This window comes from Flavobacterium rhamnosi, assembly GCF_048286515.1.
Taxonomy (GTDB): domain Bacteria; phylum Bacteroidota; class Bacteroidia; order Flavobacteriales; family Flavobacteriaceae; genus Flavobacterium.
Genome location: NZ_JBLVPS010000005.1, coordinates 162035 through 175723 on the forward strand (window position 1 = coordinate 162035; position 13689 = coordinate 175723).

Consider the following 13689-nt stretch of genomic DNA (forward strand, 5'->3'; position numbering starts at 1 on the left):
ATAAAATTCTCAATCACAAAAAATGAAAAAATATATCTTTCTGGGCTATTGCTCATTAGCATTTTGCACCCTGATTTCAGCGCAGAATAAATCAGCTAACTTTACTAAAATAAAAGAGTTAGGTGGAATTGAAGAGTATCTGTATCAGCCAAACGGTATGAATGTATTGCTTTTACAAGACAATGCATCGCCAGTTGCAACGGTACAAATCGTATATCGAGTGGGTTCTAAAAATGAAGTTTTAGGGAATACCGGATCAACGCATCTTTTAGAACATTTAATGTTTAAAGGAACTCCTACTTTTAATAAAAAAAACGGAAATACCATTACTGATGTCCTGCAAAATACAGGAGCTCAGTTAAATGCAACGACTTGGTATGACCGCACCAATTATTTTGAAACTTTACCAAGTGATAAAATTGCATTGGCACTTCAAATTGAAGCCGATAGAATGCGTAATTCTTTGTTGACCAAAGAAGATAAAGATGCCGAAATGACGGTTGTACGAAACGAATTTGAACGTGGAGAAAACGATCCGAATAGTTTGTTAGCCAAGGAAATATGGGCAGCAGCTTATATTGCACATCCATATCATCATACTACAATTGGTTGGAAATCAGATATAGAAAAAGCACCTATTGAAGTATTGCGTAATTTCTATAATACGTATTACTGGCCGGATAATGCTACTTTAACGATCATAGGGGATTTTCAAAAAGAGAATGTTTTTCAATTAATTGAAAAATATTTCGGAAAAATTACAAAAGCTCCAAACCCAATGCCATATCCGTATACCGAAGAACCAAAGCAATACGGGCCACGAAAAATTATCATGAAAAAACCTGGAGAATTAGGTGTAATCAATAAAGCGTACAAAATTCCGGGTGCTCTTCATGAAGATTTGCCAGCCTTAAATATTCTGGCGGAAATTATTGGTTCTGGGCCTTCAGCGATCCTAAACAAAACTTTTGTGGATTCAGGTATGGGAATTTATACCTATGCAAGTGCGACTAATTTTAAAGAAGTGGGGCTTTTTACCATTGGAGTAGGTTTTTCAACCACATCAAAACACGAAGATATCGATGCCAAAATAAGTGAGATTGTCGCTAAAATTAAAAAAGATGGTGTAACTCAGGATGAAGTTAATCGCGTTGTTGCCCAAATTAGTGCCCAAACTATTTTAAGCCGCGACGGATCAGGCGTTATAGCATCTGGTTTAACGGAAGCAATTGCATCTGGTGACTGGACTGATTATGTTACTGGAGTGGACCGACTTAAGAAAGTAACGCCTTCAGATATTTTGCGTGCAGCCCAGAAATATTTGATTGAAGATCAAAGTACAACGGGTTATTTTATTCCAAAACAATCCGGATCCAATGAAAAAGAAATGGAAGCAAAAGCCAGCAATTTTGCGACTGAGAATGGTCCGTTTTATTATAGAGATCCAAAACATGATCCGGCAGAAAAAACTTCGCCAAGTATAACTTCGGAACAAAAAAATAGTGCAAACGCTAATGCAGCAACAGATGAATATGTAATTGAAAAAAGGGCAGCATCTTATAAAAGATATAAAGTCGCAGGAATTGATGTGGTTTCGGTAAAAACTTCGGCAAAGGATTTTGTCACTGTAGCTGCAAGTATTTCGTTAGGAAATTTTACCAATGAAAATAAAAATACAATGATTCCTTCTTTAACAACTTCAATGTTATCTAAAGGAACGACACGTAATGACAAATTTAAGTTTGCTGAAAAACTGCAAAATCTAGGCGTTAATCTGAATGTTAGTGCTTCTACAACTAAAATTAATATTGGTTTTAAATGTCTTAAAAAAGATTTAGATCAGGTGGTTTTTTTATTAGCGGAAGAATTACGTTTTCCATTACTTGATAAAACTGAATTTGAAAATCTGAAGCAACAATATATTGGAAATACACAGCAAGATTTAAACGATCCAAATACCAGAGGCAGTATTGCTTTGACGCAAGCAATTTATCCAAAAGAAAATCCAAATTATGATTTAAGTGTTGAAGAGAATCTAGCCAATATTAAAAATGCAACTCTTGACGAGGTAAAAGCATTCCACAAAAAATATTTCGGACCAGCTTCGATGCATTTAGTAATAGTTGGAGATACAGAAGGTGCTAATTTGGCTGCTTCCTTAGAAAAATCATTTAAGAATTGGAACGGAGGTGTTACCGAGCCTTTACAATTTGGACAAACTTCAAAAGCAACTTCAAAAGCTGAGGTAATTACTATTGCCGAAAAACCCAGTGCCGAATTATTCATCGGACAATATACGGGTTTAAAAAGAGCAGATGCCGATTATATTCCATTTTACATTGCCAATTACACTTTAGGAGCTGGTTTTGCAGGACGTTTGATGCAGACTGTTCGTGACGAAGATGGTTTGACTTATAATATATCATCAGGATTAGGAGGAAATATTAATACTGGAGGATACTGGATGGTAAATGCCTCTTTTAACCCTACATTATTTCAAAAAGGGTTAGATGCCACGATGGTTCAGGTTACGAAATGGGTAAAAGAGGGTATTACTTTAGAAGAATTAGGAAATAAAAAAACTAATTTAATTGGAAGTTTTAAAGTGGGAATGGCAACAACAAACGGTATGACCAGAACCATTTTAGGTTTTATCGAAAGAGGTTTAGAACCAAGTTATATTGAACAGTATCCAAAAGACATCGAAAAAGTAACGTTAAAAGAAGTTAACGATGCCATTAAAAAGTATATCCAATTAGATAAAATGATTATCATCAAATCAGGCTCTCTTGACAAGGACGGCAATCCGTTATAATAAATTTTAGTAGTCGTCTTTCATCTTTTTTATTAGAATTGAATTAGTTAATTATTTCTGTGAAAGACCTAAAAGAGCTGTTTGCCGACAGCTCTTTTTTTAACACCAAATCAAAAAAAATGAAAAATATAATAATCGCTTTAATGATTTTGCTTAGCGGAACAACGTTTGGACAAATATATAATCCTGTAAAATGGTCTACTTCGGTGGAAAAAATTTCAGAAAAAGAATACATTTTGAAGGCGGAAGCCGTGATACAATCGGGCTGGCATTTGTACGGACAATATATTGAAGAAGGCGGGCCGTCTCCAACCGCTTTTATATTCAAAAATCCACAAAAAAAATTTAAATTAGTTGGGAAAACTGAGGAAGATAAAGGGCACGAAGTTGTCGATAAAATCTTCAATATGAAGATAAAATATTTTGAAAAGAAAGCGCTTTTTCAACAAAAGATACTATTTACTTCGGATAAAATTGGCAATATTACGGCAGACGTAGAATTTATGGTGTGTGACGACAGCAATTGTTTACCACCGTCTTCTGAACAATTATCTTTTAAATTTCCGAATGCAAAAAAAGTAGCTGTTGCTGAAGCAGTAGTTGCAGCGGATTCGACAAGAGCTTCAAAAGAGGAGACAAACGTTACAAAAAAGGAGACGATCCAGGCAGTTACAACACATTCAAGTCCAAAATCTTCATCAAAGGGACTTATAAGCATTTTTATCATTGCCTTTTTATCTGGTTTTGCCGCTTTGCTAACACCATGTGTTTTTCCAATGATTCCGATGACGGTAAGTTATTTCACAAAGCAGAGTAAAACCAAAGCAGCTGGAATCAGAAACGCATTGATTTACGGATTTTCGATTATCATTATATATGTTTTATTAGGTTCGATTGTAACCGCTGTTTTTGGCGCCGATTCCTTAAATGCACTTTCAACGAATGTCTGGTTTAATTTAATTTTCTTTGTTTTACTAGTGGTTTTTGCTTGTTCATTTTTGGGAGCTTTCGAAATTATGCTGCCAAATGCATTAGCAAACAAAGTAGATTCACAGGCAGATAGGGGAGGGCTTATCGGGATTTTCTTTATGGCTTTGGCATTGGCTATTGTTTCATTTTCTTGTACTGGGCCAATTGTAGGAACGTTATTGGTTGAAGCGGCCTCAAAAGGAGGGATTGCTCCAATTATCGGAATGTTAGGGTTTTCAATAGCTATTGCTTTACCATTCTCCTTATTTGCCGCTTTCCCGGGATGGTTAAATGCTTTGCCAAAATCAGGTGGCTGGTTAAATACTGTTAAAGTGGTTCTTGGGTTTTTAGAATTGGCTTTGGCATTCAAATTTTTATCCAATGCCGATTTGGTTTTACAATTGCATTGGTTAGAACGTGAAGTATTTCTAACGATTTGGATTGCCGTTTTTGGAGTTTTAGCATTTTATTTATTTGGAAAAATTACATTACCCCATGATTCGCCGATAAATCATATTTCGGTTGGAAGATTGGGTTTTGGATTACTTATTTTGAGTTTTACTATTTATTTGATTCCGGGACTGTGGGGAGCACCTCTTAAATTAATTAGTGGATTCCCTCCACCAATGCAATACAGCGAATCTCCTTATGGAGTTGGCTTTTCCAAAAATACAGAAACAGCAAGTTCCTCTGCCTTACCAGAAGGAGCCGAATTTGGCCCACAGGATATTATCACTTTCCATGATTATGACAAGGGAATGGAATTCGCAAAAAAAGCGAAAAAACCAGTTTTATTAGACTTTACGGGGTATGCCTGTGTTAATTGCCGAAAAATGGAAGAATTGGTTTGGTCAGATCCTAACGTTTTAGGGGTTTTAAAAAACGATGTGGTTTTAATTTCACTTTATGTAGATGATAAAAAGGAGTTGCCAGAAAACGAGCAGTATGTTTCTGAAACCACTGGAAAAAAAATCAAAACAATTGGAAACAAATGGAGTGACTTACAAATTAAAACCTATAAAGCGAATGCACAACCATTTTATGTTATTGTTGATCATCAGAGTGCTAATTTAACGGAGCCTTCGGCCTATAATCCTAATGTTGAGAATTATTATAACTGGCTAAATTCTGGAATCAAAAACTTTAGAAAATAAGCTGTTTTAAAAGAAATAAAAGTAATGAATGCTATTCTTAACCAAACTAAACCAAACCAATTAGAAAAGTATTTTTCTAAGTTTAGAGAAAATACTGTTGGAGTAAATCATAGTTTTGAATCTATCTATGGAAAACAAGAACTGTTATATGCCGATTGGATTGCCAGCGGAAGATTATATGCTCCAATTGAGGAGATTATGCAAAATATGATTGGACCGATGATTGCCAATACGCATTCTTTTTCAAGTCAGACCGGCAAGGCCTCAACTTATGCATACCAGTATGCACGGAAGCTTATAAAAAAGCAGGTAAATGCAAACGAATCAGATGTTTTAATAACTACAGGAACGGGTATGACTGCCGCTTTGTCTAAGTTGCAACGAATTATGGGACTTCGTTCTGAAGATAATATTTATAATGTTAAACTTCATTATGACGATGACAGACCAGTAGTTTTTATTAGTCATATGGAACATCATTCAAACCAGGTTCCATGGTATGAAACCATTGCTGATGTTGTCATTTTACCTGGTGATGCAAACAATTTGATTGCTCCTGAAATACTAGTTGAAGCACTTAAAAAATATTCGGATAGAAGTTTAAAAATTGGGTCTTTTACCGCTTGTTCCAATGTTACGGGAATCATTACTCCTTATCATGAATTAGCCAAAATCATGCATCAGCATGGAGGTTTTTGTTTTGTTGACTTTGCGGCATCGGCACCTTATGTAGAAATGAATATGCATCCTGAAGATCCAGAAGAGCAATTAGATGCTATTTTCTTTTCTCCTCATAAATTTTTGGGTGGACCGGGAACGTGCGGTGTTTTGGTTTTTAATGAGAAACTGTATAAAGGCAATTTTCCTGATAATCCAGGTGGAGGAAACGTAAAGTATACGAATCCGTGGGGAGAATATAGTTATAGTGATGGAATAGAGGTAAAAGAGGATGGAGGAACTCCAGGGTTTTTACAAGTGATACGAACTGCTTTATGTTTAGAGCTTAAAGCACAAATGGGTATCGAAAAGGTGAAAAAAAGAGAAACTGAATTGTTGATTCTTGGTTATGCCGAACTTCAAAAGATAAAAGGTTTGTCTATTTTAGGAGATCTTAAAACCGAACGTATTGGATGTGTTTCTTTTACTGTTGAAAATTGTCATTATAATTTAATCGTCCGACTTTTAAATGATCGTTTTGGGATTCAGGTGCGTGGAGGTTGGTCCTGTGCCAGTACATATGCTCACTATTTATTTGATATAGATCAGGAAGCGTCAGGAAAAATTACCAAGGGAATCCTTCAAAAAAATCTAAGTGATAAACCGGGTTGGGTGCGTCTATCGTTGCATCCGACAATGGCAAACGAAGAACTTTTATTTGTTTGTGATGCGATACAAAAAATAGTTTTTAACTATGAAGAATGGCAAAAAGCCTATCAATATAATCCTTGTAATAATGAATTCGAAAGTCTAATCAGTGAAGAAACGATTGCTGAAGACGTAAAACAATGGTTTTGTTTGGAATGAGTTTAATTTAAAAAGCATCGAGTCATTTTATAGCATTTGCAAGTATAGGTAAAAAGTTTTTATCTGTGTAGAATTGCAAGAAATGGTTTGGGATATAGCAACAAAACAAAAAGAGCTGTATATTACATGATGTAGATTTTGTTTGTGGAAAGTGCAGTTTAAAGCACTATTTGGAGTTATTGTCAGATTAGATAAAAGTCTGATGTATTTTATTTTTTTGAGGTTTGAAAATGGTTTGGGTGTCTTAAAAACATACAGACCTTCTCTTTTATTTTGAGACGGCCTTCTTTGACTTTTGGAGTGTGGCGAAAAAAGTAGTGTTGGGTTGCAAAAGAGGCTGAGGAATGGACAAGCATTTTCAAGGAGTCTCAGCGAAAAATAACAATATAAAATACAATGGACAATAGTATTTGGTGATTGGTTAGATTTATAATAATCCTAATTGTTTGGCTTTATTTATTAAATCCCTATCGCTGCCTTTTCCCATTAGTAACTGCTCTTTTATATTTGCTTTTCTTTTTTCGATAGCACTCATAGAAAGAGGAATATAGTCAGGTAGATTAGTGGTTTTAACTCCTTCTGAAAGTAAGATTAGAATCTGACTATCATGTTTGTCCCAATTGATATTTCTTTTAAACAAATCTCGCTGGGATTCTTGTATAGTAGGGCTTCGGAAGATATCTCCACTTATAATTTTTTTACAAATAATAGGGAATGATTCAAAGCTAATATCATTTTTTGATACAAAACCTTCTGGGTTTATATCTTTAATAATTTTGTCTACGGTAAGGGGTTCACTATGCATTGTAAGAAGAACGATTTTACAATTTATAAAATTTTCCCGTAGTAACGAAGCCAAATCAATACCATTTTCAATGTTAAACTCCTTATAAGGAGGAAGGCTAATATCTAATAAAGCCAAATCAATAGTTGTATCTTGTTGCAGATGAAAAAATATCTGGTTGTATGCATCTTGACAATTATAGCTCTTTATAAAATTTGGCGTATTTTTTTGAAATTGGTTATCAGATAAAAGGTTACTATAGCTATCAACTGTCATAGGGTGGTCGTCAACTATCAAAATAGAAAGGGGCTTATTCATATTTTATTCAATTTGGGACAAAATTAATTAATATTACGGTTATTCCGTAATATTTAAACAAAGCAAAGTTGTTATTTTGTTATAGATTATGTTTAACTTAACCTACATTTTTATGAAAAGTAAATTGTACTTAGCTGCGGGACTAGTTTCCGTTGCTTTACTAACTTATTCCTGTTCGACCGACGAAGACAGTTATGAAGTTCAAGAAGTAAAAGCGATTGATTTTAAGAGTACGCCCCAGTCTCTTTTAATCAAAGAAATTACTGCAAAAAGAATTGATTCCACTACAGTAAAATTCGAAACAAATGTTACTGAACAGGAAGGTGATCCAATTAATCCAAAACCTCCAAGATAGTTTTTAGATATAATTAATTGAAACAAAAGTACCATATGATTTATTTGTAATTCATATGGTGTTTTTGTTTCAAAATGCTATATTTGAAATTATAAAATAATAAATTACATTTTGAGTACCCTTACAAAAACGATCTGCTTACTTCTAATAGCTTTTTTTTTTTCATGCCAAAAGAATCATTCAGATAGCTCTGCAAAAAACAAAACTATAACATTTGATAAAAGTTATTTAGTTGGTTTAAAAAAAAATGAAAAAGAGAAATACTTAGATTCTCTAGGTGATTTATTAAAATCCAAAGAAAATGATTCCGTTGTCAGAGAGGTATACTTAAAAGCCGCAACAGAATATTATAATATTGATAATTTAGAAAAATCTTTATCTTTCAGTTTAAAAGCTTTAAAGTTATCAAAACAGGCTGGCGATAGTGTCAGAATTCCGAAGGCTTTATTTTATATAGGCGATTGTTATCAAAACTCAAAAAGGGACAGTGCTTACTTTTATTATTTACAGGCAGAAAAAATATATTATAAATTGCATGACTTCGATAATATTGGGAGTATGTTATTCAATAAAGCCCATGTTTTATTTTATGATGGAAATTATGTAGAATGTGAAGTTCAAATTTCTAAAGCACTACTGTATTTGAAAAAATCGAATAATCACCGCTTGATTTATTCTTGTAATACATTAATGGGGAATTGTTTGGAAAAATTGGTTAACTATGACGAAGCATTACAATATCATAAATTAGCATTGCTTGGTTTAGAAAAAATGAAACGTTATGGTAAAGACAATGATGAAATAAATAATTATAATTTAATTTCTGTTATAAATATATGCAATTTATACGATTTAAAAGGAGAATTTTCGAAGTCTATTGCAAAATTAGAAAGTTTGCGTTCTGAAGATTTAAAAAAAAAATCACCCAGATTGTATGCTAATGTTTTAAGCAATTTGGCTTATTCTAAAATGAAAAACGGGAATTATAGAAATGTTGATTCTATGCTTTTTGAATCCTTAAGAATTGTTGACAGCATGGGGGTTGAGTCGGATATTTTGTATAAAAAGATACATATAGGGGAATATTTTTTAACCCAGAAGGATACTATCAGATCAGTTCAAAGTTTAAAAGAAGCCAATCAGTTAGCTATTAAAATTAAAAATAGTAATGAGATTTTATCTTCATTAAAATTGCTATCCAAATTAGATCAAAATAATAGGTTTTTTTATGCAAATGAATATATTAAAGTAAGTGACAGTATTAATCGAGTTCAACAAAATGCTCATAATAAATATGCCAGAATAGAATATGAAACTTCAAGAATAGAGGATGAAAATAAAATTTTGACAAAAGAGAATTTTTATATTTTAATTATTTCGTTTGGGTTGGTTTTAGTACTTATAGTAGTAGTAGTTTTAAGGTATTTAAAATATCGAAACAAAGAGTTACAGTTTGTTAAGAAACAGCAAAGAGCTAATGACGAAATATACAAGCTATTAACAGAGCAAAATAAAAAAATAGATATTGCAAAAGAAAATGAGAAGGCCAGAATAGCAAAAGAATTGCATGATGGAGTAATGAATAAAATTTATGGTGTTCGAATGAATTTAGGTTTCTTTAATTCTGTAATGGACGAGAAAGTAATTGAAAAAAGAAAAGTATATATTTCTGAATTGCAAAATATTGAGAGTGAGATAAGAATGATAGCACATGACTTAAAGCGGGGCTCTTTTATTGAGGGTAATGACTTTAATATATTATTGTCAAGTTTGATCGAAAATCAAAAAGAGTATACTACTACCAAGTTTAAATATGTGAATGATGGAATGTTTGAATGGCCAACGATTGAAAATATTTATAAGATAAATTTATACCGTATCATTCAGGAGGCAATTTTAAATATTAGTAAATATGCAAATGCAAAAAATTGTGATGTACTAATTCAAAGAAAGGATAACAATCTTTTGTGCCTGACTATTAGTGATAACGGAGATGGGTTTGATATGAAAATTAAAAAAAACGGTATTGGATTAAGTAATATGAAAGAAAGAGCACTTTCTTTAAAAGGCCGATTTAAAATTGAATCAAAAATTGGAGAAGGAACAAAAATTGAAGTAGTGTTTAATCTTCAGACATTATCTTATTAAATATTCAAAAAGAGGAAATAGAGCTAAACCGAGTTAGCCTTTACTTAATTCATACTTGGAGGTTGAGGTATTTTGATGTTTATCTTATTTTTCTTGGCCACTAACAAATATAAGGTGATACCACCTAAAATAACCAGTAAGGCAATCTGAAGTTCACCAAGAGTATTATTTCCTCTATACAAGGAATTTGAGTATGCCAATTTTGATCTGCCTTCGTCAATTTGAATTTGGGACAGCTGCTCCAGAGATTCTAAAGCCTGATTACTGGAGTAGGCTACTTGAGGCCAGTATTTATTTTGAGCTTGTTTATCAATAGTGGAACAAGAAGCTAGTAATGCCGCAAAAGATATTTTTTCTTTGGGAGTTAGAACGGTTTTGAAATATAATTTATCAATATTTTTCATGTTTTTTAATGCTGTTGTAATTTCATCTTTTTTTTGAGTATCATTTAATTTCGTTTGTACCGTAATTGCTTTTATGTAATGAAGCTCATTTGCGTATTGAAAGATATAACGAGCCACTACTAACCTGTCGTTATAGATTCCATTGATCGTCTCATTTGTCTTTTTGGAGTTTTGTAGCGTGTTAAAATTACTCAATAAGATAATAACCATAACAATAAGTATAGTAAAAGCAGCTTTTGTTTTGTTGCTATATTTTTTTAGAACTTTCATCGTGGTAGATTTTAGGACTACGCAATATAATGTATTGTCTTGGATTTGTTTCAGTAACTGAAAAATAATTTGTTTATTTTTTTACTTAAGTTCTTTATTAGCAAGAACAAAGCTATCAATTTATCATCCTACGCACTATAAAAGATGTGACTGTTAATCGAGTTATATAGGAACAGATGAGGAGTGATAGGAATCGTTTTCTTTTAGATCCCAGATTAACTTCTGATTTATGTAAAAATTATAGCTTCTTAAATTCTCTTGGACTGCTATTTTTTTTCTTTTTAAAGTAATTGGATAAATGACTTTCATCGGAAAAGCCAAATTCATAAGCAATCTGCTTGATTGGTATCTGGTTGTTCGAGATTCGATTTTCAATCAATTTTATTCGTAAATTATTGATGTAATCGCGATAAGTAATCAAAAAATTTCTCTTGAAGTAAGCGCTAAAATACGATTGGGCAATGTTGAAATGGTTTGAAATCGATTTAATCTGAATCAATTTGGGATCGTAAATGTTTTGATGAATATAAGATATAATCTGTTTGTTGTCAATATAATTCCCTTTGATTTTCAAATTCATACAGCGCATTGTTTCTTTGATTAATCCAAAGATGGAAAGAATCTGATAAAACACAATTGGAGAAGTTGAAACATCAGTTTTAGAATTATAAGCCGTTATATTTTCAACCGTATTTTTTAAAATCGTCTTACATGGATCATCTAATTTTAAAACCGTTTCCTTAAGTAATTTATCACGCATAAAATTTTCGGGTGTATTGAGCAAAAACTCATCACACGAAAGCTTTTTATTCGAATTAAAATAATTGTCAGTGAATTTTATAAAAACAAATCGCGTAGTTTTTTTTATGTCAAAATAATGCTCGTCATCTGGTGAAATCACAAATAGATCACCTGGTTTATAATGAAGCAGGTTTTTGTTCAGATGGTGAATTCCATAGCCTTTTACAATATAAATAATTTCGTAATAGGTATGACTGTGAACCGGAAGATGAAATTTCTCTTCTTCAAATTCATCAATAACAAGCGTTTCAAACTGATTTAATTTGGACATAGCTTATAATTACAATTATATAGCGCAAAAATACAACTTTTTAGAATTCGTTATTGATAAATTTGTACCCATAAATTTGCACTATAATTAAAATGAAAAAAAGTCTCTTCGCACTTGCTTTAGGTGGTTTAACAATAGGAATTACCGAATTTGTAATGATGGGTTTACTACCAGACATCGCTTCTGATTTAAAAGTATCAATTCCGGTGGCAGGATATTTAATTTCTGCCTATGCTTTAGGTGTCGTAATTGGCGCTCCATTATTGGTAATCATAGGCAGAAATTATCCTCCAAAAAAAATACTTATGATTTTGGCTGTGATGCTGACAGTTTTCAATGCCTTATCGATTATTGCACCCACATATACTATTTTATTTGCCTCACGATTGCTTTCGGGTTTGCCTCATGGCGCATTTTTTGGAGTTGGAGCAGTTGTGGCAAGTCGTTTAGCCGATAAAGGGAAAGAGGCACAAGCCGTTTCTATTATGTTTGGAGGCTTGACATTAGCGAACCTGATCGGAGTTCCTATAGGGACTTACATTGGACATCATTTCTCCTGGAGGTATACGTTTGTTTTGATAGCGATAGTTGGTTTATTGACCCTTATTTTTCTGTATTTATATATGCCAAATTTAGAATCAAAAGGAAATGAAAGTATGAAAAGTCAATTAGAATTTTTCAAGAAAAAAGAGGCGTGGCTGATTATTGCAATTACTGCAATTGGTTTTGGGGGGTTGTTTGCATGGATAAGTTATATCGCTCCTTTACTTACGGATGTTTCTAAATTCTCTGCGAAAGATGTTCCTTATATATTGATTCTTGCGGGGTTAGGTATGGTAGTCGGTAATTTGACAGGAGGCAAAGTAGCCGATAAGTTCTCACCTGAAAAAACCGTGATGTTCTTACTCTTGTTTATGGTAATCGATTTACTTTTGGTTTTTTTCTTTTCATCAAACCAATATGCTTCATTGTTCTTGGTCTTCCTAACGGGGTGTATTTCCTTTTCGATTGTGGCACCTATCCAGATGCTGATGATTCAGACGGCAAGAGGTGCAGAAATGATTGCTTCGGCTGCAATTCAGGCAAGTTTTAATATTGGAAATGCATTGGGAGCTTTCTTGGGAGGGCTGCCTTTAACGGCGGGCTATACTTATGCTTCACCAAATTTGGTTGGAGTTGTCATGTCAATTTTAGGATTGATTTTTACATTTATTTTCATACAAAACAGGAGAAATAGTTTGAAATTGAAGACAGTTGGCGTTTGAATTAAATAATTTTTTTTTTAACTCTAATGCGTAAAGACACAAAAATATAATAAAGTACAACTGATTTCTTAGTGCTGTGTTGTCACTATAGTTGTAGGATTCCAGTTTGGTCGTCGTTTCAGTGGGAAATTTTCTAAAGGAAAGGGGGTCAAGGTGATGCTTTTTGAAGTAAGTACTTAAAAGAAGTGTTTTCGTTTTTCTGACGTAAAATAGCCCCATAATCGAGTAAATCCGAAAGGAATTTGCTCCATTATGGGGCTATTCTATTTTTTTGCTTTTTTATAAAGTGTCGATGTATGCGTCCGTGACAGGCTTTTTTTGTTAGCAATTATAACGCACAAAAGGAAGGTTTTATTTCTTAACTAAAGTTAATTAGATTAAAAAGGTGTCAATACTATTTTTGTCGAATAATTGTCTTGCTTGGACTCCTTTTGGAAGTGGTAATTATGCGTTAAGTATTTTTTTTTATTATAATAAAATAAATGAAATGTTTTTAGTGCTTTAATTGCTTTATAATAAATTAAATACAATTTAAATTAAATAGAAAATGCCGCGAAAATTAATTTGTTCCTACCGTACTGTTTTTAGTATTCTTTTTTTAAGTTTCTTTT

The 13689-nt window shown here is 32.8% G+C and carries 9 protein-coding genes; 6 read left to right on the forward strand and 3 right to left on the reverse strand.

Going from position 1 to position 13689, the window contains the following annotated elements; all coding sequences use genetic code 11:
• Positions 1-22: 22 nt before the first annotated feature.
• The 3 genes from ACNQGN_RS06225 to ACNQGN_RS06235 all read left to right on the forward strand — a co-directional run bounded on the left by ACNQGN_RS06225 (position 23) and on the right by ACNQGN_RS06235 (position 6462).
• The gene (locus ACNQGN_RS06225; RefSeq protein ID WP_417986980.1) at positions 23-2815 is read left to right on the forward strand and encodes a M16 family metallopeptidase; all 2793 of its coding nucleotides are present in this window, start codon (positions 23-25) and stop codon (positions 2813-2815) included.
• Positions 2816-2934: 119 nt separating this feature from the next.
• On the forward strand, positions 2935-4938 hold the full coding sequence (locus ACNQGN_RS06230; protein ID WP_417986981.1) for a protein-disulfide reductase DsbD family protein: 2004 nt from the start codon (positions 2935-2937) through the stop codon (positions 4936-4938).
• 24 nt (positions 4939-4962) lie between these two features.
• Positions 4963-6462 (forward strand): aminotransferase class V-fold PLP-dependent enzyme, encoded by a 1500-nt coding sequence (locus ACNQGN_RS06235; RefSeq protein WP_417986982.1) that lies wholly within the window; start codon positions 4963-4965, stop codon positions 6460-6462.
• Between the two features lie 427 nt (positions 6463-6889).
• Here the strand turns inward: ACNQGN_RS06235 and ACNQGN_RS06240 are convergent, their stop codons facing one another.
• A complete protein-coding gene (locus tag ACNQGN_RS06240) occupies positions 6890-7564 on the reverse strand; it encodes a response regulator (protein WP_417986983.1) in 675 nt (224 codons plus the stop codon).
• Positions 7565-7676: 112 nt separating this feature from the next.
• Here ACNQGN_RS06240 and ACNQGN_RS06245 point away from each other — a divergent pair, with 112 nt between their 5' ends.
• Together ACNQGN_RS06245 and ACNQGN_RS06250 are read left to right on the forward strand one after the other, a co-directional pair.
• Positions 7677-7919 (forward strand): hypothetical protein, encoded by a 243-nt coding sequence (locus ACNQGN_RS06245; RefSeq protein ID WP_417986984.1) that lies wholly within the window; start codon positions 7677-7679, stop codon positions 7917-7919.
• 111 nt (positions 7920-8030) lie between these two features.
• Complete coding sequence (locus ACNQGN_RS06250) at positions 8031-10067, forward strand: ATP-binding protein (RefSeq protein ID WP_417986985.1); 2037 nt, start codon at positions 8031-8033, stop codon at positions 10065-10067.
• Between the two features lie 44 nt (positions 10068-10111).
• On the opposite strand, the gene ACNQGN_RS06255 is transcribed toward ACNQGN_RS06250, so the two are convergent.
• The gene (locus ACNQGN_RS06255) at positions 10112-10741 is read right to left on the reverse strand and encodes an MCP four helix bundle domain-containing protein (protein WP_417986986.1); all 630 of its coding nucleotides are present in this window, start codon (positions 10739-10741) and stop codon (positions 10112-10114) included.
• A 238-nt stretch (positions 10742-10979) separates the two neighbouring features.
• The gene (locus ACNQGN_RS06260; protein WP_417986987.1) at positions 10980-11813 is read right to left on the reverse strand and encodes an AraC family transcriptional regulator; all 834 of its coding nucleotides are present in this window, start codon (positions 11811-11813) and stop codon (positions 10980-10982) included.
• A gap of 92 nt (positions 11814-11905) precedes the next feature.
• Here ACNQGN_RS06260 and ACNQGN_RS06265 point away from each other — a divergent pair, with 92 nt between their 5' ends.
• Positions 11906-13078: an MFS transporter gene (locus tag ACNQGN_RS06265; RefSeq protein WP_417986988.1), complete on the forward strand. Its 1173-nt coding sequence runs from the start codon at positions 11906-11908 to the stop codon at positions 13076-13078.
• The last annotated feature ends 611 nt before the right edge of the window (positions 13079-13689 follow it).

Excerpts from the sequence above, each read along its gene's own strand:
- ACNQGN_RS06225 (WP_417986980.1), top strand. The coding sequence starts at position 23 with ATGAAAAAATATATCTTTCTGGGCTATTGCTCATTAGCATTTTGCACC.
- ACNQGN_RS06230 (WP_417986981.1), top strand. The coding sequence starts at position 2,935 with ATGAAAAATATAATAATCGCTTTAATGATTTTGCTTAGCGGAACAACG.
- ACNQGN_RS06235 (WP_417986982.1), top strand. The coding sequence starts at position 4,963 with ATGAATGCTATTCTTAACCAAACTAAACCAAACCAATTAGAAAAGTAT.
- ACNQGN_RS06240 (WP_417986983.1), bottom strand. The coding sequence starts at position 7,564 with ATGAATAAGCCCCTTTCTATTTTGATAGTTGACGACCACCCTATGACA.
- ACNQGN_RS06245 (WP_417986984.1), top strand. The coding sequence starts at position 7,677 with ATGAAAAGTAAATTGTACTTAGCTGCGGGACTAGTTTCCGTTGCTTTA.
- ACNQGN_RS06255 (WP_417986986.1), bottom strand. The coding sequence starts at position 10,741 with ATGAAAGTTCTAAAAAAATATAGCAACAAAACAAAAGCTGCTTTTACT.
- ACNQGN_RS06260 (WP_417986987.1), bottom strand. The coding sequence starts at position 11,813 with ATGTCCAAATTAAATCAGTTTGAAACGCTTGTTATTGATGAATTTGAA.
- ACNQGN_RS06265 (WP_417986988.1), top strand. The coding sequence starts at position 11,906 with ATGAAAAAAAGTCTCTTCGCACTTGCTTTAGGTGGTTTAACAATAGGA.